Origin of the sequence: Polyangium sp. 6x1, assembly GCF_029946515.1 — a bacterium.
In the GTDB taxonomy this organism is placed as follows: Bacteria; Myxococcota_A; Polyangia; order Polyangiales; family Polyangiaceae; genus Polyangium.
Map to the genome: position 1 here is coordinate 75342 of NZ_JARZHH010000026.1, position 23127 is coordinate 98468.

At 69.3% G+C, this 23127-nt stretch carries 24 protein-coding genes; 13 read left to right on the forward strand and 11 right to left on the reverse strand.

From position 1 onward, the window contains the following. The first annotated feature begins 131 nt into the window (after window positions 1-131). On the forward strand, window positions 132-899 hold the full coding sequence (locus QHF85_RS23980) for an STAS domain-containing protein (protein ID WP_281329613.1): 768 nt from the start codon (window positions 132-134) through the stop codon (window positions 897-899). A gap of 28 nt (window positions 900-927) precedes the next feature. On the opposite strand, the gene QHF85_RS23985 is transcribed toward QHF85_RS23980, so the two are convergent. Continuing rightward, window positions 928-1713: a hypothetical protein gene (locus tag QHF85_RS23985; RefSeq protein ID WP_281329614.1), complete on the reverse strand. Its 786-nt coding sequence runs from the start codon at window positions 1711-1713 to the stop codon at window positions 928-930. 106 nt (window positions 1714-1819) lie between these two features. Between QHF85_RS23985 and QHF85_RS23990 the strand changes: the two genes are divergently transcribed. Beyond that, entirely contained in the window at window positions 1820-2668 is an 849-nt protein-coding gene (locus QHF85_RS23990) for a metallophosphoesterase (RefSeq protein WP_281329615.1), read from the forward strand. A gap of 41 nt (window positions 2669-2709) precedes the next feature. Beyond that, on the forward strand, window positions 2710-4182 hold the full coding sequence (locus QHF85_RS23995) for an alpha/beta hydrolase (RefSeq protein ID WP_281329616.1): 1473 nt from the start codon (window positions 2710-2712) through the stop codon (window positions 4180-4182). A 6-nt stretch (window positions 4183-4188) separates the two neighbouring features. On the opposite strand, the gene QHF85_RS24000 is transcribed toward QHF85_RS23995, so the two are convergent. From QHF85_RS24000 to QHF85_RS24015, 4 genes are all read right to left on the reverse strand, one after another. Continuing rightward, window positions 4189-4935 (reverse strand): TPM domain-containing protein, encoded by a 747-nt coding sequence (locus QHF85_RS24000; RefSeq protein ID WP_281329617.1) that lies wholly within the window; start codon window positions 4933-4935, stop codon window positions 4189-4191. A gap of 9 nt (window positions 4936-4944) precedes the next feature. Then, on the reverse strand, window positions 4945-5568 hold the full coding sequence (locus tag QHF85_RS24005; RefSeq protein WP_281329618.1) for a LemA family protein: 624 nt from the start codon (window positions 5566-5568) through the stop codon (window positions 4945-4947). An 83-nt stretch (window positions 5569-5651) separates the two neighbouring features. Continuing rightward, on the reverse strand, window positions 5652-8360 hold the full coding sequence (locus QHF85_RS24010) for a hypothetical protein (RefSeq protein ID WP_281329619.1): 2709 nt from the start codon (window positions 8358-8360) through the stop codon (window positions 5652-5654). Between the two features lie 48 nt (window positions 8361-8408). Continuing rightward, on the reverse strand, window positions 8409-9533 hold the full coding sequence (locus QHF85_RS24015) for a glycosyltransferase (protein ID WP_281329620.1): 1125 nt from the start codon (window positions 9531-9533) through the stop codon (window positions 8409-8411). Between the two features lie 243 nt (window positions 9534-9776). Here QHF85_RS24015 and QHF85_RS24020 point away from each other — a divergent pair, with 243 nt between their 5' ends. The 9 genes from QHF85_RS24020 (at window position 9777) to QHF85_RS24060 (ending at window position 17501) form a co-directional block, all read left to right on the forward strand. Continuing rightward, window positions 9777-10688, forward strand: a complete 912-nt coding sequence (locus tag QHF85_RS24020; RefSeq protein ID WP_281329621.1) for a hypothetical protein — start codon at window positions 9777-9779, stop codon at window positions 10686-10688. Window positions 10689-10758: 70 nt separating this feature from the next. After that, window positions 10759-11109, forward strand: coding sequence for a hypothetical protein (locus QHF85_RS24025; protein ID WP_281329622.1), 351 nt, complete (start codon window positions 10759-10761; stop codon window positions 11107-11109). Beyond that, on the forward strand, window positions 11106-12284 hold the full coding sequence (locus QHF85_RS24030) for an ABC transporter permease (RefSeq protein ID WP_281329623.1): 1179 nt from the start codon (window positions 11106-11108) through the stop codon (window positions 12282-12284). Before QHF85_RS24025 ends, QHF85_RS24030 begins: the two co-directional genes overlap by 4 nt. Window positions 12285-12286: 2 nt before the next feature. Next, a complete protein-coding gene (locus tag QHF85_RS24035) occupies window positions 12287-12967 on the forward strand; it encodes an ATP-binding cassette domain-containing protein (protein WP_281329624.1) in 681 nt (226 codons plus the stop codon). Beyond that, window positions 12964-14061, forward strand: a complete 1098-nt coding sequence (locus QHF85_RS24040; protein ID WP_281329625.1) for a hypothetical protein — start codon at window positions 12964-12966, stop codon at window positions 14059-14061. Before QHF85_RS24035 ends, QHF85_RS24040 begins: the two co-directional genes overlap by 4 nt. Beyond that, window positions 14058-14771, forward strand: coding sequence for an SDR family oxidoreductase (locus QHF85_RS24045; protein WP_281329626.1), 714 nt, complete (start codon window positions 14058-14060; stop codon window positions 14769-14771). Before QHF85_RS24040 ends, QHF85_RS24045 begins: the two co-directional genes overlap by 4 nt. Beyond that, window positions 14768-15328 carry a hypothetical protein gene (locus QHF85_RS24050; protein ID WP_281329627.1) on the forward strand — a complete coding sequence of 187 codons (561 nt, stop codon included), beginning with the start codon at window positions 14768-14770 and terminating at the stop codon, window positions 15326-15328. Before QHF85_RS24045 ends, QHF85_RS24050 begins: the two co-directional genes overlap by 4 nt. Beyond that, window positions 15301-16761 (forward strand): radical SAM protein, encoded by a 1461-nt coding sequence (locus QHF85_RS24055; protein WP_281329628.1) that lies wholly within the window; start codon window positions 15301-15303, stop codon window positions 16759-16761. The genes QHF85_RS24050 and QHF85_RS24055 overlap by 28 nt, the downstream gene beginning before the upstream one ends. Further along, complete coding sequence (locus QHF85_RS24060) at window positions 16758-17501, forward strand: SDR family oxidoreductase (RefSeq protein ID WP_281329629.1); 744 nt, start codon at window positions 16758-16760, stop codon at window positions 17499-17501. The genes QHF85_RS24055 and QHF85_RS24060 overlap by 4 nt, the downstream gene beginning before the upstream one ends. A gap of 13 nt (window positions 17502-17514) precedes the next feature. On the opposite strand, the gene QHF85_RS24065 is transcribed toward QHF85_RS24060, so the two are convergent. Genes QHF85_RS24065 through QHF85_RS24085 form a run of 5 tightly spaced genes read right to left on the reverse strand, consistent with a single transcriptional unit; the run spans window position 17515 to window position 21085 of the window. After that, on the reverse strand, window positions 17515-17919 hold the full coding sequence (locus tag QHF85_RS24065) for a phosphopantetheine-binding protein (RefSeq protein ID WP_281329630.1): 405 nt from the start codon (window positions 17917-17919) through the stop codon (window positions 17515-17517). A gap of 19 nt (window positions 17920-17938) precedes the next feature. Beyond that, window positions 17939-18895, reverse strand: coding sequence for an aldo/keto reductase (locus tag QHF85_RS24070; protein WP_281329631.1), 957 nt, complete (start codon window positions 18893-18895; stop codon window positions 17939-17941). Continuing rightward, entirely contained in the window at window positions 18861-19232 is a 372-nt protein-coding gene (gene cutA, locus QHF85_RS24075) for a divalent cation tolerance protein CutA (protein WP_281329632.1), read from the reverse strand. Before cutA ends, QHF85_RS24070 begins: the two co-directional genes overlap by 35 nt. 3 nt (window positions 19233-19235) lie before the next feature. Continuing rightward, window positions 19236-20102: a hypothetical protein gene (locus QHF85_RS24080; protein WP_281329633.1), complete on the reverse strand. Its 867-nt coding sequence runs from the start codon at window positions 20100-20102 to the stop codon at window positions 19236-19238. 2 nt (window positions 20103-20104) lie between these two features. Continuing rightward, on the reverse strand, window positions 20105-21085 hold the full coding sequence (locus QHF85_RS24085) for an aldo/keto reductase (protein ID WP_281329634.1): 981 nt from the start codon (window positions 21083-21085) through the stop codon (window positions 20105-20107). A gap of 92 nt (window positions 21086-21177) precedes the next feature. Between QHF85_RS24085 and QHF85_RS24090 the strand changes: the two genes are divergently transcribed. Next, entirely contained in the window at window positions 21178-21720 is a 543-nt protein-coding gene (locus QHF85_RS24090) for a GNAT family N-acetyltransferase (RefSeq protein ID WP_281329635.1), read from the forward strand. Between the two features lie 3 nt (window positions 21721-21723). Here the strand turns inward: QHF85_RS24090 and QHF85_RS24095 are convergent, their stop codons facing one another. Then, window positions 21724-23088, reverse strand: coding sequence for a M20/M25/M40 family metallo-hydrolase (locus tag QHF85_RS24095; protein ID WP_281329636.1), 1365 nt, complete (start codon window positions 23086-23088; stop codon window positions 21724-21726). Between the last annotated feature and the right edge of the window lie 39 nt (window positions 23089-23127).

The window sequence follows — 23127 nt, forward strand, 5'->3', positions numbered from 1 at the left end:
CGCCGCTGCTCGACGAGCTCGCTCGCTTGCGGCAAGTCATCGCCGCGCGTGAGGGGGAGATGTCCTGCCTCCAAGCGCTGTACGAGCTCTCGCGCGGCACGCAACGGGTCTCCGAGGAGCAGCTCCAGCGGATGGTCGACCTCGTGCCGTACGGCTTCCTTTCGCCCGAGCAAGTGAGCGCTCAGGTCCGGATTTTCGATGATTTCTCCTTTTCGACGCACGGCTTCCGAGACGCACCGGGAGTCCACGCAACGCGCATCTTCTGGGATGAACAGGAGATCGGTGCGCTGAGCGTGCGGGTGACGGGACCCGCGGGGGAAGCTTTGCCCATATCCCTGGAGCATCAGCGATTCCTTTCGATCGTCGCCGATCGATTCGGTGAGTGCATTCGACTCTGGTCTGCCGAGATGGAAGAGGAGCGCTCCAAGCAGCGCCTCGTGGAGAACGATGCTTTGCGTCGAGACCTCGATGCGTCACGCGACCGGATGAGCCGGTTGCAACTCGCCGTGAGCGAGCTCTCCGTCTCCATCACGCAGATCTGGGATGGGGTGCTGTTCATTCCGCTCGCTGGCGTCCTCGACTCCGTGCGGGCGGCGCGCTTCATGGAGAAGTCATTCAACAGGGTGTTCGAGAAAGAGCCCTACTTCGTGATCGTCGACATCGATGGGGTGGATGTGATCGACCAGATGACCGCGGACTATCTCGTCCGGGTCGTCCATGGGTTTCGCTTTTTCGGCGCGACGGGCATTCTCACAGGGATCCAGCCCGAGGTCGCGAAGATGACCGAGGAGAAGAACATCCGGATGGACTCGATCATCATTCGTCGAGATTTGCGCGAGGGCCTCCGATACTGTGTACAGCGGATGAGGGCCATCCGACGCAGGGAGAAACCTCGATGAAAGCCACGCACGCGCGCGAGGCACGCTCTCAGGGCTTCACTTCGAGCGCCTGCACCATCCCGTCGAAGAACCGCTCCTGCGTGCACTCCATCCCGGTGTAGAAATCGACGAACGTCGTCTTCACGTGGTGGATCTTCCAGTCCCCCACCTGCGTCGTCCCGCCGCTCGGGATCTGCTCCTCGTCATTGCCGGCGACGGCGTTGATCGAAAAGAGCGTCCGGTACTCCGTCTCCGGACAACTCTTCTTCTGCTGATTCACGCATTCGACCACGAGCGACAGCGAAGGCCCGCCGCCCGGAATCGCCGGTAACATCGCCGGGATCTCCGCGTTCGCATACCGCATCGCCACGGCTTGCCCTTTCGCGCCGCTCACGAGGTACGATTGATTGTCCTGCTTCGCCGTCACCACGTCCCCCACGGCGAACACCTCCCCGAGGTTCGCGCCTTCCCAGGCGAACCGCGCGGGCATGCCTCCCGCATCGAATGCGAGATCCATTCCGAGCGCGTCCACCGCCGCCACCGTCGCCTGCGCGCCGCCCGTCAGATCCGGCGTCGGGTCCTCGAATCCGAGCCACGGCCACGACCCCAGCACGAGCGCGTCCTCTGCCGCCGTGCACGCGGGCCCCGGCCCCCCGCCCGCGCCGCCGACCCCGCCTGCGCCGCCGTTCCCGCCCGCGCCGCCGCTTCCGTCTCCGCCCGCGCCGCCGCTTCCGCCTGCGCCGCCGCTCCCGCCGCCGCCTCCGCCTCCGCACGCCGCGATGCACGCCGCCACCGCAATCACGAGCCCTGCCGCCCAAGGAAATCGTCGTTCCATGACCCATGAAGGGCATGCAATACAATCGGCGTCAATCCCTCAAACCTCCACCGAACCGCCACCGTCTCTCCCCCCGACCTCCCGCCGCGCGTGCTCTCCTCGGCGCATGCACACAGCCCCCGCCGGCCGCGGCCTCCATTACTCTGCTGCGCGTGGGGTCGTGGAATCGGCGCTCCGTGTCCTCTTCCGCGGCGATTGGCCCGCGCGCGCCTGGGGCCGCTTGCCCGTCGCCTCCTCCGTGCGCGTCGTCCACCGGCGCATCCCGCTCCCCGCGCCTCGAACGTCTCCCCTGCGCATCGCATTCGCCTCCGATCTCCACCTCGGCCCCACCACCTCGCCGCGCACCCTCGACGAGGCCTTTCGCCTCCTCTGCGACGCTCGGCCCGACGTCCTCGTCCTCGGCGGTGATTACGTCTTCCTCGACGCCACGCCCGCCCGCGCCCGCGAGCTCGAGGCCCGCGTCCGCGACGTCCCCGCGCGCCTCAAGGTCGCTGTCCTCGGCAATCACGACCTCTGGACCCACCATTGCCTCCTCGAAGACGCCCTCGCGCGCGCCGGCGCCACGGTCCTCGTCAATGCGGCGGCCCGCCTCGACGACCTCGCCGTCGTCGGCCTCGACGACCCCTGGACCGGCACGCCGGACGGCGAACGCGCCTTTGCCGCGGCCGACGGCGCCGCGCTCATCATTACCGTTTGCCATGCGCCCGGCGGCTTCCGCCATGCCCGCGGCCGCGGCGCCCGGCTTTTCCTCTGCGGCCATACCCACGGCGGCCAGGTCGCGCTCCCCGGCGGCATTCCCGTCGTCGTCCCGGGCGGCCCCCTCGCGCGCCGATTCCCGCACGGCGTCCACCAGATCGAAGACACGACCCTCTTCGTCTCCCGCGGCCTCGGCGGCGTCGAGATCCCTTTCCGTGCGTTCGCGCCTCCCGACATCGGCCTCTTCGACCTCGGCTGATTCTCCTTCGGAGCGACCTGCATTTCGTTTACGATGTCGCCATGCGCCTCGCTCGCGCTTCGGCCCTCGCAAGCTCCTCGCTCCTCGCCCTCACGATCGGCTGCGGTGGAGCCGTCGCCCCGCCGGAATCGAAGCCCCCGCGCCCCGCGCTCTCCTGGTCCACCTGCCCGGACGCGCGCGAGCTCGAATGCGCGACCTTCTCCGTCCCGCGTGATCATGCGCGCCCCACCTCCGGCGAAGTCTTCACCCTCCCTGTCGCCCGCCGCACCGCCGCGAAGCCTTCCGAGCGTATCGGCTCCTTGATCGTCAATCCGGGGGGGCCCGGCCTCTCGGCCATCACCTTCTTGCAGACCTCCCATTTCCTCTTCCCGTGGTCCATCCGTGACCACTTCGACATCGTCGCCTTCGATCCGCGCGGCCTCTCCACCACCACGCCCAAGCTCGATTGCGTCGACGACCTCGAACCGCTCGTCTCCATCGACCCGACCCCCGACGACGCCGCCGAGCTCGCGCAGATCCAGGCCGCCGCGGACGCGGTGGTGTCCGGCTGCAAGCGGCGCAGCGGGGGCATTCTTTCGCTCGTGGGCACGCAGAACGTCGCCCGCGACATGGACCTCTTGCGTAAGGCGCTCGGCGACGAATCGCTCACCTACCTCGGGCTCTCCTACGGCACCTTCCTCGGCGCCGTGTACGCCGACCTGTACCCGCAAAACATCCGCGCCATGGTCCTCGATTCGGCCCGGGATCCCAAGATCACCGCCGCCGAATGGCTCCGCGGCCAGGCCCTCGGCTTCGAGGCCCAGCTCGAAGCGTTCCTCGCCGATTGCAAGGAAAACCCGCGCTGCCCCTTCCATTCCGACGGCGACCCGCACCGGGCCTACGACGCGCTGCTCGCGAAGGTCGAATCGTCGCCCATCCCCGCGGGTTCCACGGGCCGCTCGCTCGGGCCTGGACAATGGCTCTGGGCCGTCGCGGCCGCGCTGTATTCGCCCGACGCCTGGCCCGTCCTCGGGATGGCGCTCCTCTCCGCGGCGAACGGCGACGCCACCCGCATGCTCGAGCTCGCCGATGGATACCTCGAACGCGCCCCGGACGGCACCTACTCGGACGCGCAGGAGCTCTTTTACGCGGTGCACGCCCTCGACATGCCCTTCTCCGTCGACATGTACGAGCCGCTCGTCCGCGAGCTGCGCAAAAAGGCGCCCCGCCTCGGCGCTTATTTGCCGTATACCACGGCCGTGTCCGCGCGCTGGCCCGCGCCGCCCACGCGAAAGCCGGGGCCCATCGTCGCCAAGGGCGCGCCTCCCATTCTCGTCGTCGGCGTCGCCGAGGACGCCGCGACGCCGTTTGCCTCGTCCGCCTCGCTCGCTGCAGAGCTCTCCTCGGGCGTCCTCCTCGCGCGGGAAGGAAAGGGGCACATCGCTTTTTTGCGGGGCAACCGATGCATCGACGACGCCGTCGCCGCCTACCTCGTGAACCTCACGGTCCCGGCGAACGGCACGCGCTGCAAATGAACGACCTCACCAGCCCCCACGCGCCCCGCCGCCCCCCGAACGACCTCCGCCGCCGGAAAACCCGCCACCGTCCCCACCGCCGCCCCCACCGCCGCGGCCTCCGCGCATGATGAACCACAGAATGGTGAGCGCGAGCGACGGATTCACGGCGAACAGCACCAAAAAAGCCATGACCGCCACGCCGATCCAGACGAGCTCGTGCCCGCGCCTCGCCTCCGGCTGCGCCGTCTGTCCCGGCCCGGGCGCGGGCACGAACGCGTGGCCCTCGATGGCTTGCAGCAATGCCGAAACGCCCGCGTCGACGGCTCCGTTCGGATCGCCCGCCTGGAGCCGCGGCGCCATCACCTCCCGGATGACCCGCGACGCGATCGCGTCCGGCACCCGATCTTCCAGGCCATACCCGACTTCGATATCAATCTTCCGATCCTTGGCCAGCACGAACATCACGAGCCCGTCGTCGAGACCCTTTTGCCCGACCCCCCACGCCGCGAATGTCCGCACCGCCCAATCGTCGAGCGCCGCGTCCCCGATCGTATCGCCGATCCACACGACGACCTGGTGCCCCGTCTGCCGCTCGTATTGCGCGAGCCGATCGTCGAGCCGCTCCCTCGTCTCGGGCGAGAGCAATCCCACGGTATCCGTGACGTGGCGGGTGGGCGCCGGGGGGAGGGGCGCGACCGCGCCCTGGCCGTGCGCGAGCCCGACGAACGTCAGCCACGCGGCGAGGACGAGGAAGGTGAATGCGCGAATCATGTGCGCCGATCAGAACTGCACGGCGGGCGCTCGCTCGGCGCCGCCCGCGGCGCGGAAATACGTCTTCTCGGCGAAGCGCTCCCCGAACATGTCGGCGACGAGGCTCGTCGGGAAGCGATTGCGCGCGGTATTGTACTCCCGCGCCGCCTCGTTGTAGCGCATCCGCTCGACCGCGATCCGGTTCTCCGTCCCCTCGAGCTGTGCCTGGAGATCACGGTAGTTCTGCGTCGCCGAAAGCTCCGGGTATCGCTCGACGACCACGAACATGCGGCCCAGCGCCGAGGAGAGCTGATCCTGCGCGGCCTGGAATCGCTCCATCGCGACTGGATCCTGCGGCGCGTTCGCGGTCCCGGGGCCTGCCTGCGTGCCGCTGCCCGTCACCGCCGCGGCGCGGCTCCTCGCCTCGGCCACCTGGACGAACGTGTCCCGCTCGAAATTCGCCGCGCCGCGGACGGTCTCGACGAGGTTCGGCACCAGATCGAGGCGCCGCTGGTAGACGTTCTCGACCTGCGCCCATTGCTGATCGACGGCTTGATCGAGCGTGACGAGCCGATTGTACGTGCTGATCCCTGCACCCGCGACGACGAGCAAAAGGATGAGGACGCCTGCGAGGACGAAGAGCGCCTGCTTCATCGATACCCCCGTGCACACGGCGGATGCCGCGCCGCGCGGGGGGATGCACGGACCGTGCTGGCCGCTCTCGTCGAAGGGCCCGGTCAGCCCCTCCGCTTGCGCCGACGGCCCGCCATCACCGCCATGGCCGCGAGGACCCCGAGCCCGCCCGCCGCGCCCGCGTCGCGCCCGACGGCCCGGCAACCGCAGCCGTCCTCGCCCGGCGCCTCCACGGGCGCTCCGCCGCCTCCGCCTGCGCCGCCAAGGCCGCCTTCGCCACCGCTCCCGCCCGCGCCGCCGCTCCCGCCGCTCCCGCCAGCGCCTCCGGTCCCGCCAGCGCCTCCGCTCCCGCCTGCGCCGCCGCTCCCGCAATCGGGGATCGGCACGTACTGGCAGCCCGCCTGCGGATCACACGAATCGACGGTGCACGGATCGCCGTCCACGCAGACCCTCTGTCTGCCCGCGCAGACCCCGAACGCGCAGGAATCGTCGAGCGTGCAGGCATTCCCGTCCTCGCAAGGCGCCGCGTTCGCCGTGTGCGTGCATCCGAGCTGCGGATCACACGCGTCGTTCGTGCAAAGATTCCCGTCGTCGCAGCCCGTCGGCATTCCGCCCGCGCACGCGCCTGCCGCGCACGCCTCGCCCGTCGTGCACGCGTCGCCGTCGGCGCAGGGCATTCCGTCGCTCGCGCCGGCGTCCTGACAGACGTCCTTCACCACGACCTCGGCCCGCGTCATCTCGATCGGCGCGGCGCCCGGCACGTCCTTGTTGTGCTCCCAGAGTTGCCAGATCGTGTCGCCCCAGGCCCGGAGCTGTCCGAAGAACGGGTCCGTCTGTGCGATGTACGCTTTCTGTTCTCCCGAAGGCGTCGGGCTCGTGAGCGACGTCGCCGTCCCGAGGATCTCGTCGCGCAAGAACTCCACGTATTCGCGGCTCGTCGTCTGGTAATAGAGCCGCACCTCCACGCGGCTCCCGCCGGCCGGCAAGGTCAAGCTCACGTCGTCGTAGCCGCCCGTGTACTCCTCCGCCGAGAACAGGTTTGGCGCGACCGACCCGTCCCAGACCGGCTCGGACAGGCGCTTTCCGGCCTCGGCGATCCGGAATCCCTTCGGCGGGATGCGGTTGTCCTTCGAGCGCTCTGTCCCGAGCAGGAAGTGGAACGATTTGGTTTGTCCCGTCAAGGAGCTCGCCATCTTCACCTCGTAGACGAGCCCCTCGTCGTGCGCCTCGTTCGGCCCGAGCGGCGGGCTCGACGGCGCGTAGGTGGGATCGAGCCCTCGCAGCGTGCTCGCGGTCATGTCGTACGGGTTCACTTCATGGATCCGCGTGTCGCCGTCAAACACCCGCACGTTGAGGAACATGCGCCGGCCCTCGGGATAGCCCGTGATGAGCTTGTGCCCCGTGTTGTTCCGGACCCGGAACGACGTCGCGCCGCTCAGCGGATCGTACGAGAGCGAAAGGATCGTCGCCGCGCGTCGCAGCGTCCATGTCGCGCGGTTCGACCCCGCGAGCAGCGCCGCCGCGTCGAGCTTCGTCCCCTCGTCGAGCGAGAGCGTCAGTGCCGCCGCGCCTTGCCCGAGCAGCGCCGCGTTCGTCGCGTCGTAGTTCGGCGACGACGGCACCGTGCTCGCGAGCAACCACGGCACGAACGCATTGCCGCCCGTGAGATCGTGCACGGGTTGCCCGCTCGACGGGTGCTCCACGCTCTCCGTCGGCCGGATGACCGACCCGACGATCGACGCGCCCGCGCCCACGCCGTCCGGCATGTGGCAATCCTGGCACGACGCGATCGCATTGCCCGGCTGCCCCGTCTCGAACGTGCCCGGCGCATACGGCCCCACGCCGGCCGCGCCGCCGGGCAACCCGTAATCGCTCAGCATGAACTCCGACCACGTCCGCTCGACGTGCGAATACTCGGACGGCGATTGCGTCTCCGTGGGCAGCACCGTCGTCCCGTCGTTCGGCATCGTGCCCTTCGCCGCCATGTTCGCGAGCACCGGGTTCGACACGTCGTGGCACGTCCCGCAGTAATACTTGCTCTTGTGGTAGCGGCTGTACTGCATCGGGTGGAACGCCTGCGCGTCCGCGAACGAGCCGCGCCGCTCCGCCTTGTCGCTCACGTAATACTGCCCCGCCCCGTTCTCCCGGTACGTCGCGCTCACGGGCCTGTGATCCGCGCCGTACATCGGATTGCCGTTGAACAGCGTGTGCGACTGCGATTGCACGATGTCCGCCTCGCGCGTCTTCTCCGCCGCGGCGGACGACATCGACCCGCTCATGTTCGTCTCGTCCCAGTACCCCGGCCAGTCATTGCCCTCGCGGGTCCCCTGGAACGTGTCCTCGAAGAACGGATCCACCATGCGGTGGCAGAAATCGCATTGCACGCCGTCGAAATCGGCGTCGCCCATCGCCTGGCCGTTCGTCGGATCGCTCCTGAGCTCCAGCCACCCCTTCGGCATGTGGCAACGCAGGCAGGTGTCGGTCCCGTTCGGGTTGCCGAGCGCCCATATCGAGTCCTGCGCGGCGACCGTCAGCGCGGCCCAGAAGAACGGGTCGCGCGCGGCCTGCCCCATCATCGACCCTTTCCAGCCGAACCCCGGCTCGATCGCCGGCGTATACCCCGCGTGACAGCCGAGGCACTGCGAGGGCGGCTCGATCGCATTCTCCGCCCGCGGCTGCGTCCCTGGCATGCGGATCAGCGGATCGTATTGCACGATCATGGGCTCCCACGCCCACGCGAGGGCGGGCGCGGCGGCGAGCGCGAAGGCGAGGAGGGCAGGGGTCTTGATCCGGGGGCGAGCGCGTTTCGTCATGGCCAAGCTCCGACGCCGGCCATGCTCGCACGACGCCGCCCCCTTCCGCTACCGTGAAGGCTTGCGCCGCCGCTCCACGTAGAACGCGAGGTTCTGCCGGAGGCGCGCGTCGTTCGGCCGCGCCTTCACGGCTTTCTGCGCGGCCGCTTCGCCCACGGCGAGCTCCCCGAGGAAGTAGGCGGACGAGGCCACGAGATCGGCCATCTTCCACGTGTACACCTCTTCGTCCACGAAGAGCCGGTCCCCCGCGGGCAGCGGCAGCTCGTCGCCGCGGCGCGCGTAGAGGAACGTGAGCGCGTGCTCCTTGCGTGTGTCGTGGTGCAGCGCGATCGCATAGAGCGGCTCGGCCCGGTGCGGCGCCGCGAGGTGCGCGTCGAGCCAGCGCGAGAGCACGCGCGGCCAGGGCAAATTCAGCCCCACCCCGCACCGCGCGATCCCCATTTTCGACTCGAAGACCTCCTCCGCCCATCCCCCCATCGCGATGCGGCGCGAGAATGCGGCCTCGGCCTCCTGGAATCGGCCGAGCCAGAGCAGCGTCTCGGCGAGGTAAAACGCCGCGCGCGTGTCCGCCTTGTCCTCGGCGAGCGCCCGTTCGAGCAGCCCCACGTCGCGCTCCCAGCGCTTCCTGCTCCGCTCCGCCGACACCTCGTCCCGGTGGTGCCGGATCAAGACGTCCGGCACGCGGAGGCTCGGCGGAGGCCTTTCGTCGTGCACCAGCACCTCGTGCACCACGCCGCGGAACCGCCAGCCCGCGCGGCTGCGCACGACGCGCGGCGAATCGAACTGGATCCCGAGCGCGACGCGCACGTAATACGCCTCTTGTTCGGGCCCGTGCGCCGCGCGCTGCCGTTCCAGGAACGCGCGCAGCGCCTTGCCATTCTCGATCTCGTCATCTGCGTCGAGCCAGAGGACGAACTCCGTCGCATCGCCCGCGAGGGCGAGCGCGCGATTCCGTGTCGTCGCGAAATCGACGAACGGCTCCTCGAAGAGCTCGCCGGGGACCCCTTCCATTGCGCGACGCACCACCTCCTGCGTGCCGTCCGTCGAGCCCGTGTCGAGGATCACCCAGCGATCGACGAACGGCTTCACGCTTTGCAGCGTGCGCGCGATCGTCGCCGCCTCGTCCTTCACGATCATCGACAGCGTGAGCAGGCTCCCGGGCTTGTTCGGCATGGCCGGCCCATGAAACGCCCTGGAGCGGGGGGCTTGTCAAGCGTGGAGGGGCCGTGCGCCTCCGAACGTGAGCACGGGACGCCTCAGGCCCGCGTGGAAAATGAGGGAGCCACGCTTCACCCATCACGTCTTCCGATCGAAAATCAGCCGCATGCCCTCCCTGACCTCCTGGCGCTCGAGTTGCTGCTCGTGCAGGGTCCTCGACTGGCCACACAGGAGCCCTTCATGCCTCGCCTCTCCCGAATGTTCTCTTTGCTCCTCCTCCCCCTTGCCTTGATCGCGTGTTCGGACGACGAAGGGCCGCCGGCTTCTCCGACGTACACGCCGGATTTCATCCAGATGTCCTACGAGGCCATGCCCGGCGTGGGCTTCATGGTCGATTCCACCGACGATCCCTACGGCGAGCGCGAAGCATTCACCGCCGAGCTCGAATCCGCGTTCGTCGCGGATATCCTCGCGGCCGTGAACGTCGACGACCTGGCCTCCGAGGAAGCGCCGGGCGGATACCAGAGCGACACGAATCCCTCGATCCAGACGCGCCTCCCCGAGGCGTGGGCCGACGCGACGCGCGCCGCCGCCGCGATCGGCGTGGTCATGCTGCAATGGAGCGTGCTGCTCACCGATTTCACGCCCGAGGCGGGCGGCGAGACGAGGTTCGGCGTCGTCACCTTCCCCGAAGGCAAGCTCGACGAAGCGCTCGCCGCCGATTTCTTCGCGCACGCGGCGAAGGTCGATCCGGGCCTCGGCGGTGGCTTCTTCGCGTTCGCCGATTCGATGTACTTCCTGAACATCGGCGATTCGCAGGGCGCCCCGTTCTCGGGCCTCGACGACGACGCGTTCGTCGCGAAGCTCGGCGAGGCGGCGGAGAGCTTCGCCCCCGTCCCGGCCGAGATCACGCAATCCGGCCTATGCGACGCGCGCTTCGTGGACAACGATTGGAACGCGCTCCCCGACGGAGATTCGTACTGGGAGGCGCTCGGCGTCGACGAAGCCGGCAAGGCGGAGCTCCTCGCGCTCCAGGACGAGTATCGTACGCTCTTCCAGCAGGCCGTGACCGAGTATGGATGGGACATGGCCCCGGACCCGATGCCGAAGACGTCCCCGCCCCGCGGATTCTGGGGCGGCCATCGGTTCGGCCTCGCCGCGTCCCGTTGACCTCTCGCCGCGCGAGCGAGACCCGTGCGCGGCTCTTGTCGTCCGGGGCGGTTTCTGCTTTCCTGCCCACATGCGTAAATTCTTGTTTGTCCTGGGTATCCTCGCGCCTCTCGCTCTCTCCCTGCCGGCCAGCGCCGACCTGCCCCCCGCGACCTCGACCGGAAGCGGCGGTGCGGGTGGCACCGGTGGCATCGGCGGCAGCGGCGGGACGGCCGGCGGCGGTGGGACGGCCGGCGGCGGCGGGACCGCTGGCGCCTCGAGCTCGACGGGCGGCTCCACGGACTTGCCGGCAGACGAAGGCTGCTCCATCGCGGCCCCCGGCGCCGTGACCTATGGCGCCACGGGCGCGTGGGTCCTCGGCCTCGGCGCGCTGCTGTACAGCCGCCGGGCCCGCCGCGCCGCACCTCGCCGCCGCTCGTGAGGGTCCTCTTCTATCTCGCCTTTCGCACGCTCGTCCGCAGCCGGATCTCGTTCGTCCTCCTGCTCGCTGCGGTGACGGCCGGGCTCGGCTTTCAGATCCCGAACACGGCCAACATCGAAGGCTACACCGCAGAGCTCCGCGAAAAGGGCCTCGCGCGTGACACGGGCCATGTCCGCGTCACCGCGAGGTCCGGCGGCACGTTCGAGGGCGCCGAGGCCCTCGCCGCGCGGATCACCGAGGAGCCTTTCGTCCGCGCCGCCACGATCCGGCTCGTCCACGTGGGCTCCTTCTTTCACGGCGAACGCACGACCTCCGCGAGCATCGCGGGCATCGATCCTGTCGCGGAAGATCGCGCCGCCGGATTTTGTCAGGAGCTCGCGGAGGGCCGCTGCATGGCCGCGGGCGACGATCGGCCCGCGGTCATCGGGTCGAAGCTCGCCGAACAGCTCGACGCGCGCGTCGGCTCCTCGATCAAGGTCGCCTTGCCTTTTTCGGTCGGCGACGACGTTCGAATGGTCTCCGCCGTCTTCCGTGTCGTCGGCGTCCTGCGCGGCTCGGGCGGATTCCGCGCCGATTACGAGCTCTTCGTCCCCCTCGGCGCGCTGCGCGACCTCTTCGGCAAGGGCTCCGTTTCCAGCGAGATCCGCGTCTTCTCGACGGACGACGCCCGCGCCGGCGAATGGGCCAAGCGCATCGCCGAGCTCGCGCCCGCGCAGAAGGTCGAGACCTGGTGGGAGGCCCAGTCGTTCGTCAAGAACGCCATCGACGGCAACCGCGCCCTCTCCGCCATTTCGACCACGATGGTCATCGTCGCGGTCATGATCCCCGTCCTCGCGCTGCTCTACATTCACGTCCTGCACGAGCGCCGCCGCATCGCCACCATCGCCGCGCTTGGCTTCAGCCGGCGCGAAATCTTCCTCATTCACCTCTTCGAGGCCTTGCTCGTCGGCGGGATTGGCACCGTCCTCGGCAGCGGCCTCGGATATGCCCTCTGTCGGTATTTCCAGGACAACCCCATTTTCTCCCACCAGGGGTTCGTCGTCCTCCCCAGCATCACGCTCCGCTCCTTTTCGATCCCGGCCCTCGTCCTCTTCGCCACCACGCTCCTCGCGGGTATCGTCCCGGCGATCCTCGCCTCGCGCGCGGAGCCTGCCGTCGAGCTCCGGAGGGAATGACTGTGCCCGACGCGCCCGCGCTCTACGAGCTCGCCTCGGTCACACGGTCCTTTCGCACGCCGGCGCTCGAGGTCCGCGCCCTCGACGACGTCTCGTTCACGCTCGCCGAGGGCGAGCTCGCCGCCATTGCCGGCCCGAGCGGCTCGGGCAAGAGCACCCTGCTCGCCGTCCTCGGCCTGCTCGACGCGGACGTCTCCGGGGAGGTCACGATGCGCGGCCGCAGCGTCCGGCGCATGTCGAGGCGCGAGCGGGCCCGCGCGCGCCTCGAAGGCATTGGCCTCGTCTTCCAGACCTTTCACCTGCTGCCGGCGCTCGACGTGCGCAACAACGTCGCGCTCCCGCACTGGAAGCTCCACGGCCATCACGGCCGGGCCCTCGCGCGAGCCGAGGCGCTCCTCGCCGAGCTCGGCCTCGAATCGCGCATCCGACACGACGTCACGCGCCTCTCCGGCGGCGAAATGCAGCGCGTCGCCATCGCCCGCGCGCTCGTCAACGACCCGGCCGTCGTGCTCGCGGACGAGCCCACGGCGAACCTCGACGAGGCCAGCGCCGCGGCTGTCGTCTCGCTCCTTCGCCGCGCGAACGCCCGCGGCGCGGCCGTCGTCGTCTGCACGCACGACACGGAGCTGCTCGCCTCGTTCCCGCGCGTCCTCCGCCTCCGGCATGGTAGAATGGTCCCGTGAAGGCCGGTTTCATCGGGGGTCGTCGCTTCGACCTCGCGTTTTTCTTCGGCAGCGCGCTCCTCGCCGCGCTCGTCGGGGCCTTCGCGCTCGCCGTCCCGCGGGCGACCGTACCGCTCTTCGTGGCCTTCCTCGTCCTCGTCGACGGCCCGCACCTCGCGGCCACGTGGACGCGCACCTACCTCGACCCGGGCTTCCGCGCGCGCCGCGGACGTTTGCTCGTATCGAGCCTCGCGTGGCTCCTGCCCGGCCTCGCCGCGTGGTCGATCACCCATGCGACGGGCCTGCGCGCCCCGATGGATCTTTTCCTCCTCGTCGCGGCGCTCTGGAGCTTTCACCATGCCGTCCGGCAATCGTATGGCGTCCTCGCCATCTACCAGCACCACGCGCGCACGGCGCTCCCTGCGCGCAGGACGGATCGCCTCTTCTTGCACGGCGCCCTCTGGCTCGCGTTTGGCCTCTTTTCGTTCGGCCACCCGCAAAATCGTGTCTTCCTCGGTTTGCCCGCGGATCCGCCGCGTCTCCTCGCGATGCTCGGCCTCGGCCTCCTCGGCCTGCTCCTCGTCGCGACGGTCGTGTATGGCGTCTATCGTCGAATTCGCTTCCGGGGCGAGGACGAACGCCCGCTCCTGTATTTGCTCGGCCCCACGCTCGGCCTCCAGCTCTTCGCGCTGTTCGTCGTGGGCTCGTTCGAGCCGCTCGTCCCGCGCCCCGAGGACCCCGAGCAAGCGTTCATGGCGTCCACGGTCGTCGGGGGAATCGTGCACGGCGTGAATTACATCGGCATCGTCGCGGCCGTCTCCCGGCGCCGCTTCGCGGGGAGCGACGAGCGCTCGCTCGGGGCTCTCTTCGGCCGCCGCCCGCTCGCCGCGTATGCCGCGTTCGTCTTCGTCTCGCTCGGATACCTCGCGCTCAATGCGGCGCGCGGCGTCCTCCCGAGCCTCGCGCCTCTCCCGCGCGGCGCCGCGGTCCCGGAGCTTTTCCTCGTGCTCTACTGGGGCATCTTCTTCCACCATTACTACATCGATCAAAAGATCTGGCACGTGCGCGAGGATCAGACGCTGAGGTTCGAACTCGGCCTGGAGGCGTCCTCGTGACCGACGCTCGGCGCGCGCTCGTGCTCGGGGGCAGCGGTTACGTGGGCCGCGAGGTCGTACGCGCGCTCGCGGCCGCCGGCGCCCGCGTCGCCTTCACGTACCAGCGCGCAGCCGCGATGGCGGAGACCCTCGCCGCCGAGACCGGCGCGCGGTCTTTCCGGACGAACCTCGCCGAACCAGCGCAGATCCGTGGGCTTTTCGAAGCGCTCGACGCCGAGGAAGCCGCGCCCGATCTGCTCGTGCATGCCGCCGTCGTCTCGGACGCGCGCGCGCTCGCGGACGTCACGGACGCGCTCTGGGACGAGATGCACGCGGTCAACGTCCGCTCCGTGTACGTGGCCATGCAATCGTTCGCCGCGCGGCTTTCGGGCCGGCCCGGGGACGTGGTCCTCACGGCGGCGCTCGACGGCATCGCGAAGATCCCATCCTCCGTGCATTTCGCCGCGACCCAGTCCGCGCGGCTCGGCATGACGCAGGCCCTCGCGAAGGAGCTTGGCCCGAAGGACGTTCGGGTGAACCTCGTCCTCCTCGGCGCGCTCGGCGGCGGCATCTCCGAGCGCCTCGATCCGGCGCGGCTCGCCGATTACAAGCGGTACAGCGCGCTTCAGCGCGTGGGCACGCCGGTCGAGGCCGCGCGCGCCATCACCCGCCTCGCGCTCCACAATCGATGGATGACGGGCTCCGTCCTGCCCATCACGGGGGGCCTGTGACGCCGCGCTGGGTCGGGCTCCTGCTCTTCGTCGTCCTCGTCCTGCACGCGGTCATCGAGAAAATGCCGAACGGGCTCTTGCCCGAGATGCTCTACGCCTGCCACGTGGCGACCGCCGTCCTTGCCCTCGGCGTCCTCCTCCGCAAGCCCGCGCTCGTCCTCTTTGGTTTTTCCTTCCATATCGGCGCCGGCCTCTGGGGGTACCTCTTCGACCTCTGCGAGACGCACACGACCTCGTGGACCTCGGTCCTCGTGCACGTCGCGCCGCTCCTCGTCGGCGCGCTCGAGGTCCGCCGCTCGGGCCTGCCGCGCTGGGCTCCGTGGGCCTCGTTCGCCTTCCTCGCGGCGATGGTCGTGCTCGCGTATTACGCGACGCCGCCCACGCTCAACGTGAACCTCGCGCACCGGCCGTTCCCGCCCGTCGCGCGGCTCACCCCGGCCCTCTGGGCCACCTGGGTGACGAACCTCGTCTTCGGGTTTTTCCTCATCCACACGACCGATTTTGCGGTCCGGAAATGGCTGAAGCGGCAATGGCAGACGGAACAGACGAAGGCGTGATCCTCGGCGCCACGACGGGCCTCTGCGGGACGTGCAAGCGCGCGGTCCCCGCCGAGACCGTGCGCGTCTCGGGCAAGATCGTCCTGCGCAAGCGCTGCGAGCTGCATGGACTGGAAGAGGTGCTCGTATCGAGCTCCGCGGACTGGTACGAGGACACCGTACGGCACGCGTCCGTCCTCGAACGCCCCGCCTCGCCGCGCCCTGTCTCCGCCGGCTGCCCCTACGATTGCGGCCCTTGCGAGCAGCACGAGCAACGCAATCACCTCCCGGTCGTGCCGATCACCTCGAAATGCGACCTCGATTGCCCGATCTGCTACACGCATAACAAGAACGAGGGCGCCTACCACATGTCCGAGGGAGAGCTCGGAGCGATCCTGCGGCACCTCGACCACGTCGCGCCGGATCGGCGGATCATCAACCTCACGGGCGGCGAACCCACGCAGCACCCTGATTTCGAGCGCCTCGTCGAGATGTGCGTCTCGGCCGGCGTCCGCCGCGTGACCATCTCGACGCACGGCCTGCGCTTCCTCCGCGACGAGGCGCTCCTCGAACGGCTCGCCGGCATCGACACGCGCGTCATTCTCTCGTTCGACTCCTTCGAGGCCGAGGCCAACAAAAAAATGCTCGGGGGCCACCACCTGAACGCCAAGCTCAAGATCCTCGATCTTCTGGAGAAACACGGCGTGGCCACGACGCTCTTGCCCGTGCTCGCGCGCGGCGTGAACGACCACGAGGTCTCGGCGTTCATCGACCTCGCGCTCTCGAAGGATTTCATCCGCTCCGTCGAGTTCCACCCGATGACGTTCACGGGCCAGAGCGGCGTGAGCTTCGAGCGCAGCGCCCGCTACACCGCGTTCGACGCGCTGTCCGACATCGAGCGCCAATCGAGCGGCCGGATCGCGGTCCGTGATTTCGTCCCTTCGCCGCTCGCGCACCCGCTCTGCTACCAGATCGCCTATTTGCTCCGCCTGAAGGACGGCCGCTGGCTCCCGTTCACCCGCTTCATGAGCCGCGACGATCTTCGCAGCCTCCTCTCGCAAGAGCTCTACATCGTGCCGGGGCCCGAGATGGAGCAGATCCTCGCGGACGTGCTCAATCGGCTCTGGGCGGGCGACATCGAATGCGAGGAGACGGATGCTGTGCTCTCCGCGCTCAAGGACCTCGTCGAGCGCATGTTCGCGCCGGGCACGGACGAGGCCATCCGCATGCGAATCGCCGAGATGCACACGAAAGCCATCTACGTGCACACCCACATGGACGAGGAGACCTTCGATACGGATCGCATTCGCCGCTGCTGCGTCGGCATGCCCGGCCCCGACGGATCGAATGTCCCGTCCTGCGCCTACAACGTCCTCTACCGCGAGCGCGACGCGCGTTTCTCCCCGCGTCCCGCGACGCCGCTCGTGCAGCTCGGCCGCGGGAGGATCCGGTGAGCGCGCGCCTCTCGGGAAAACGTTGCCTCGTGACGGGCGGTTCGAGGAACCTCGGCCGCGCGATAGCCTTGGCGTTCGCGCGGGAAGGCGCGCGCGTGGCGTTCACGTACCGCGAGCGCGACGACGCGGCCGAGGAGACGCGGGCGCTGCTCGAAGCCGCGGGCGCCTCGCCGCTCGTGCTCAAGGGATCGGTCTCGGACGCCGCGCACGTGGCGGCTGCGGTGAAGGCCGTCGAATCCGCGTACGGCGGCATCGATGTCCTCGTGAACAACGCGGCGCTCACGCAGGTCCTCCCGATTGCGCTCCTGGAGGAAGCGGAGTGGGACGCGGCGATGAATACGAACGTGAAGGGCCCGTATCTTTTTTCGCGCGCGGCGCTCAAATCGATGATCCGAGCCAAAAAAGGCCACATCCTGAACGTGGGCTCGTTCGGCGCGGACCGGGTCCTCGACGCGCCGGTTCATTACGCGGCCTCGAAGGCGGCGCTCGTCGGGTTCTCCCTGGCGCTCGCGAAGGAGATCGGCCGGTATGGAATCGCGGTGAATTGCCTGGTCCCGGGCCTGCTCGAAACGGGTTTGTCGGCGCGGCTGCCGAAGCACCGCGTCGACAGCTACGTCGCGCAATCGGCGCTCGGCAGGCTCGGCACGGTGGAGGAGGTCGCGGATCTCGCGGCGTGGCTCGTCTCGGACGAGAACTCGTTCATGACGGGCGGGCAGGTGGTGATCGACGGCGGGCTTTGACTTGCCCCGCGCGTCAAACCACCACCCCCCGCTTCTTCGCTTCCACCATGTTCACGAACGTCTGCACGGAGAACAGCCCCAGGATCTGCACGGGCCTGAGGCCTGGAACGATGCGGTCCTTCGCCTCCGGCATCAGCTCGCGCAGCCGTTCGAGGCCTTTTTCGCTGACGACGCCGCCCGGCGCGAACTCGTCCTCGCTCATGTCTCCGCGCGCGGCCTTTTGCATCTCGCCCCGCGTGATCTGGATGCCGAACGTCCGCTCGATCTTGAACACGATATCGAGGTAATCGAGCGACTCGGCACCGAGGTCGGCCATCAGGAGCGACTCGTTCTTCACCGTGGCCGGATCGAGGGCGAGCGCCTCGGCGACGATGTGGCGGACCTTCTCGGCGATCTCGGGGTCGTTGGCTTCGGACATCGAGCGTGATCCTACAAGATCACCAGTCCCACATCAATCCGGCCGGCAGCGAGTCCGACACCGCCCGCCCGATCCGGTCGATCTCCGCCAGATCCGCCGCGCCGAGCGTGACATCGCCCGCGCGCGCATTCTCCTTCGCCTGCGCCCTGTTCCGCGCGCCGGCGATCGCGCACACGCCTTCTTGCGCGACGAGCCACGCGAGCGCCAGGTTCGTCAGGGTCACGCTGTTTCTCTTGGCGATCGGCCGGAGCTCATCGAGCGCTGCGAGCGCCTTTTCGAAGGTCTCACCCTTGAAGAGACGGTTGTCCTTGCGGTTGTCGCCCGGGGCGAACATGTGCCTGCGCTTGAACTTGCCCGTGAGCAATCCCTGGGCGAGCGGCGAATACGCGAGCACCGAGATCCCGTTCTCCTGGCAATACGCGAGCGTGTCGTCCACCGCCTTCCGGAAAAACAGCGAATAACAGGGCTGCAGGCTGTCCACCCGGCCCACGCGGCTCGCGGCCTCGATCTGCGCTCGATCGAAGTTCGATACGCCGATCGCCCGGATCTTCCCCTGCGCCTTCAGATCCAGGAGCGCGCCCATCGTCTCCTCGATGGGCACGACCTTGCTACCGAAGCTCCCGGCAGGCCAGTGGATCTGGTAGAGGTCGATTCTATCCGTTCCGAGGTTTTCGAGCGAGCCCTCGCATGCCCGGATCACTTGCTCCCGACGCAGGTTGGTCCAGGATACCTTCGTCAAGATCACGATCCGCTCGCGCTTGCCGGCGAGCGCCTTCGCGAGGATTCGCTCGCTGTGCCCGCCCCCGTAGTTCTCGGCCGTGTCGAACGTCGTCACGCCCGCGTCGAGGGCCGCCCGGTGCGCGGCGATCTGCGCGTCGTCGTCGATGCCGGCCCATGAATCTTTGCCCGCCTGCCAGCCCCCGAAAATGACGGCGCTCAGCTCAATCGATGTCGTCCCGAGCTTCTTGTACCTCATCGCTCCCTTGCTCCGGCATGCTCGTGTTCTCGTCGATCCAGGCGAGGAACTCCGGCAGGCCCAGGGCGATCGGCGTCGCGACGATCTGCGGGAGCTCGTAGGAATGGTTCGCCCGGACGAACGCGACGATCGCGTCCCAGAGCGCCGCGCGCGAAAAGAGCGTCACGCGGTGCTCGGGGTGGGCGTGCGTCGCGTTGTTCCAGCGGTAATGGGTGGTCGTGATCGGCTCGACCTGGGCCGAGGCGGCGAGCCTCCGCGCGACCGCGGCCGCGCCGAGCGCCTCGGCCTCCTCGGCCGAGCGTGTCGTGACGTGGACGAGGATGTGCCCGGATTGCATGGCTCAGCCCCCGAAGCCCGGATCGAAGCAGATCCCTTGAAGGCAATAGTTCGTGGCGCAGTCGGTCGGAACCACGCACGGCGAACCGACCCCGCAGCCGGGGCAGCCGCCGCCGCAATCCAGGCCCGTCTCGCCGTGGTTCTGCTGTGCGTCCGTGCAATGGTTCACGCAGGTCGTGCCCACGCAGACCATCGTCCCGCCGCCGCAATGCGCGGTCTCCAGGCAACCGACACAATTGCCGCTCCCGTCGCAGACGCCGCCCATGCAGGCGGTCCCTGCATTGCGCGGCGCGCTCTGCGGCTCGCCCTCCATGCACGCGGTCGCGATGCACGGGGACGGGGGCGCAGGCGGATCGGCCGCGAACACCGTCGTGGCCACGCCATTCGCGCCGCAGGCCGGCGCCCTGCAATCGCCCGGGGTCGGGTCGGGCAAGGGCGTGCCGGGCGGCGCCGTGTTCGTCACGCAAATCCCCTGCTGGCACGTGATCGGCGCGCACGGCTGGGCGGGGCCGCCCTGGCACGTCGTATCGTCCATGCAGCCCAGGCATTTTCCCGCGCCGTCGCACCGGAGCAGGCCATCGAGTCCACACGCCGCATCCGCGGGCCGCGGTGTATTCACGGGCGTCGTGCCCTCGCAGACGTCCTCCGTGCATTCGTTCACGTCGTTCCGCACGTCGTCCGGATCCAGCTCCGTCACGAGCTCGCCGTCCTTGCAGACCTCGCGCTGGCAATCGGCGGGCGTCGCATCGTACGTTTCACCCTCCTCGCACGTCGCGAGGCGCAATTCCGGCTCGAGGCCGAGCACGACCTGACAGCCGCCGAGCAAGCCGAGGGCGACGAGGGGCGTGACGCGGACGAGGCTCGGCTTCATGCTCATGCCTTGAAATACGAGTATTCGTCGGCCCGCGGCGCGAGCCTCCGCTCGAGCGCCGCGAGCGCCTCTTTCGCCTGCGGCGCGAGCGCTCGGCCGATGGCGAGGTTCTGCCGCACCTCGGCCGGGCTCCGCATGCCCACGATGACCGTGTCCGCGAAATGGGCACCGTACCCGATGAGCTCCTCGGGCGTCGCCGCGCCGTCCGCGAGAATCTTGCCCGCGGCCATCACCTTCATTCCGATCACGCCCATTCCGCGCCGCCGCGCCTCGCGCACCACCGTGGTCAGGAACGGCAAACGCGCCGGATCGGACGGGTTGATCGCGCAGAGCACCGTGTCGAAATCGTAGCGCTGCATCGCCTCGACCAGGATGGCCGGATCGTGATGCCCGGTGATTCCGACGAACCGGATCCGGCCGTCCTTCCGGGCCGCCTCGACGGCCTGGATCGCGCCGCCCTTGCCGAAGATCTCGTCGAGATCCTCCCGGGTGCGCAGATCGTGGAGCTGCCAGAGATCGAGGCGATTCGTCCCGAGGCGCTTCAGGCTCTCGTCGAGCAGGCGCAAGCTGCCGTCGCGGCTCCGCTCGTGCGTCTTCGAGGCGAGAAAAACCTGATCGCGCGCCCCCGGCGGCGCCTGCCGGAACGCCTCGCCGTAATAATCGAGCGAGCCCGCGTAGGCCGGCGCCGTGTCGCAATAACGCACCCCGAGCCGCAGGGCTTCGAGGATCATCGGCACGGCCTCGCGCTCGCGGTTCCACGTCCGCAAGATGCCCTCGCCGCCGAGCGACACGGGCTCGACGGGCGCGCCCGTGCGTCCGAGCGTCCGCGTGGCCGAAGATGCCGCCGCCGCGGAGGCCGCCGGCGCCGTGCTCGTCTCGCTGGCCCCTGCCGTGGTCCCGCTGCTCGTGGTCTTGCAACCCGCGACCGCCGCCGCGGCGGCCACGACCTTGAGCACGCCCCGCCTCGAAAGCTCGTCCGCCATCGTGTCTCGCTCCGCGAAAAAGGATGGACCGGAAAAGCTGCTGTGGGAAGACCTTCTCGACCGCCTTTCGCGCGCGAGGCAAGATGCCCGTCATGACGTTCGAGACGTCGAGGCTCCTCGCGCGGCCGCTCGAGCCGAGCGATCACGAGGCATTCCACCGTATCTGGGGCGACCTCCGCGTGATCTGGTGGGGCGCGACGCCGGACGCCGCCGCGAGCGCGCGCAAGCTCGACGAGATCCTCGAGCGCGTGCGGCACATGCCCGCGGGGCAGGGGTGGTTCGCCGTCGTCGAGAAGGCCTCCGGGGTCATCGTCGGCGACGTCGTTTTGGCCCCGTACGTGGCCGAGCCCGACCTCGAGCTCGGCTGGCATTTCGTCTTCGATGGCTGGGGCCACGGATATGCGACGGAGGCCTCGCGTGCCCTCGTGCGCTACGCCTTCGAGCGGGTCGCCGCCGTCCGTCTCGTGGCCGATATCGTCCCCGAGAATGTTCGCTCGATGCGCCTCGCGGCGCGGCTCGGCATGCACCCGATCGGCGACCGCGTCCGCGCGAGCCTGCCGCACGTGGTGCTCGCGCTCGAACGCGCCGAGGCCGAGGCCGCGCCGTGGTGGCCGGACGCGCTCGTCTCGTCTTGAGTTTTACAGGCAAAACCTGCGCACGACGTCGAAGAGGACCTCGGTCCCCCATTTCAACCCGTCGACCGGGATGCGCTCGTCGTGGCCGTGGAAGAGATCGGCGAAGCGCAGGCCCTTCGGCATCTTCACGGGGGAAAACCCGTACCATTTCGCGCCGAGCTGCGTGAAGTACTTCGCGTCCGTGAAGCCCGGGATCATGTAGGGCACGACCGTGGCCCCGGGCTCGCGGTCGAGGATCGCGGCGCGGATCGTGTCGTAAAGCGGAGAATCGACGGGGTCGGTCGTGGTGGGCGGCGCGCTCTTCACGATCTCCAGCGAGACCTCGGGCCCGAGCACCGCGCCGAGCTCGCGCAGGAAATCGGCCTCGGTTTGTCCGGGCAGCGTGCGCCCGTCGATCTCGGCCTCGGCGAAGCCGGGGATGACGTTGACCTTCGTGCCCGCGCGCAGGATCGTCGGCGACGCCGTGTTCGAGAGCATCGCGCCGAAGCTCCGCGCGATCGAGCGATCGGGCAAGGCGCGCAGGACGTGCGGCGCGATCGCGGGGTGCAGGAGCCGGCGCAGGAGGGCGCGCAGCGGCGCGGGCTGCTTCGCCGCGAGGCCGTCCACGAAATCGCGGACATAAGGCGTCACGTGCACGGGCAGGGGCTTCTCGCCGAGCCGCGCGATGGCGTCCGCGAGCTTGATGACGGCCGAATCCTCGCGGGGCATCGAGCCGTGCCCCGGCTCGCCGCGGACGCGCGCGCGCACCCAGCAGAGGCCCTTCTCCGCGACCTGGATCGGATAAAACGTGGCCTTGCCGAGGTGCAGCGTGTAGCCGCCGCTCTCGCCGATCGCGTACTCGGCGCGCACGAGATCGGGGTGGTTTTCCACGAGGAAACGCGAGCCGAAATCGCACCCCGCCTCCTCGTCCGCGACGGCCGCGAAGATCACGTCGCGGCGCAGGCGCGGTTTTTCCCGGGCGAGGCGCGCGAGGATCGCGACCGACATCGCGGCCATGTTCTTCATGTCGATCGCGCCGCGCCCCCAGAGGCAGCCGTCCGCGACGACGCCCGAGAACGGCGGGTGTTTCCACGACGAGGCCTCGGCCTCGACGACGTCGAGGTGCGCGGTGAGCAGGATCGGAGGCAGCTCGCCCGTGCCGCGCAGGCGCGCGACCACGTTCGCGCGCTCGGGCGCGCTCTCGAGCGTGATCGGATCGAGCCCCGCGGCGGCGAGCTCGCCAGCCACGACCTCGGCCGCGGCGCGCTCGCGGCCCGGCGGGTTCGTGGTATCGATGCGTAGGAGCGTCTGGCAAAGTCGGAACGCGTGCTCGCCAAGCTCACGATCGGATGTTTTCGGGGAGGGATCCTCTACGGAAACGGACGTCATGGCGGGGCGCATCCTAGCAACCACGCGGCGCGCGAGGGT

What these genes read in the sequence shown, in the direction of transcription:
- QHF85_RS24015 (WP_281329620.1), bottom strand. Translation starts at nt 9,533, where the DNA reads ATGCCGAACAAGCCCGGGAGCCTGCTCACGCTGTCGATGATCGTGAAG.
- QHF85_RS24085 (WP_281329634.1), bottom strand. Translation starts at nt 21,085, where the DNA reads ATGGCGGACGAGCTTTCGAGGCGGGGCGTGCTCAAGGTCGTGGCCGCC.
- QHF85_RS24025 (WP_281329622.1), top strand. Translation starts at nt 10,759, where the DNA reads ATGCGTAAATTCTTGTTTGTCCTGGGTATCCTCGCGCCTCTCGCTCTC.
- QHF85_RS24080 (WP_281329633.1), bottom strand. Translation starts at nt 20,102, where the DNA reads ATGAAGCCGAGCCTCGTCCGCGTCACGCCCCTCGTCGCCCTCGGCTTG.
- QHF85_RS24065 (WP_281329630.1), bottom strand. Translation starts at nt 17,919, where the DNA reads ATGTCCGAAGCCAACGACCCCGAGATCGCCGAGAAGGTCCGCCACATC.
- QHF85_RS23995 (WP_281329616.1), top strand. Translation starts at nt 2,710, where the DNA reads ATGCGCCTCGCTCGCGCTTCGGCCCTCGCAAGCTCCTCGCTCCTCGCC.
- QHF85_RS24095 (WP_281329636.1), bottom strand. Translation starts at nt 23,088, where the DNA reads ATGACGTCCGTTTCCGTAGAGGATCCCTCCCCGAAAACATCCGATCGT.
- QHF85_RS23985 (WP_281329614.1), bottom strand. Translation starts at nt 1,713, where the DNA reads ATGGAACGACGATTTCCTTGGGCGGCAGGGCTCGTGATTGCGGTGGCG.
- QHF85_RS24055 (WP_281329628.1), top strand. Translation starts at nt 15,301, where the DNA reads ATGGCAGACGGAACAGACGAAGGCGTGATCCTCGGCGCCACGACGGGC.
- QHF85_RS24070 (WP_281329631.1), bottom strand. Translation starts at nt 18,895, where the DNA reads ATGAGGTACAAGAAGCTCGGGACGACATCGATTGAGCTGAGCGCCGTC.
- QHF85_RS24010 (WP_281329619.1), bottom strand. Translation starts at nt 8,360, where the DNA reads ATGACGAAACGCGCTCGCCCCCGGATCAAGACCCCTGCCCTCCTCGCC.
- QHF85_RS24005 (WP_281329618.1), bottom strand. Translation starts at nt 5,568, where the DNA reads ATGAAGCAGGCGCTCTTCGTCCTCGCAGGCGTCCTCATCCTTTTGCTC.
- QHF85_RS24020 (WP_281329621.1), top strand. Translation starts at nt 9,777, where the DNA reads ATGTTCTCTTTGCTCCTCCTCCCCCTTGCCTTGATCGCGTGTTCGGAC.
- QHF85_RS23990 (WP_281329615.1), top strand. Translation starts at nt 1,820, where the DNA reads ATGCACACAGCCCCCGCCGGCCGCGGCCTCCATTACTCTGCTGCGCGT.
- QHF85_RS24090 (WP_281329635.1), top strand. Translation starts at nt 21,178, where the DNA reads ATGACGTTCGAGACGTCGAGGCTCCTCGCGCGGCCGCTCGAGCCGAGC.
- cutA (WP_281329632.1), bottom strand. Translation starts at nt 19,232, where the DNA reads ATGCAATCCGGGCACATCCTCGTCCACGTCACGACACGCTCGGCCGAG.
- QHF85_RS23980 (WP_281329613.1), top strand. Translation starts at nt 132, where the DNA reads ATGGTCGACCTCGTGCCGTACGGCTTCCTTTCGCCCGAGCAAGTGAGC.
- QHF85_RS24000 (WP_281329617.1), bottom strand. Translation starts at nt 4,935, where the DNA reads ATGATTCGCGCATTCACCTTCCTCGTCCTCGCCGCGTGGCTGACGTTC.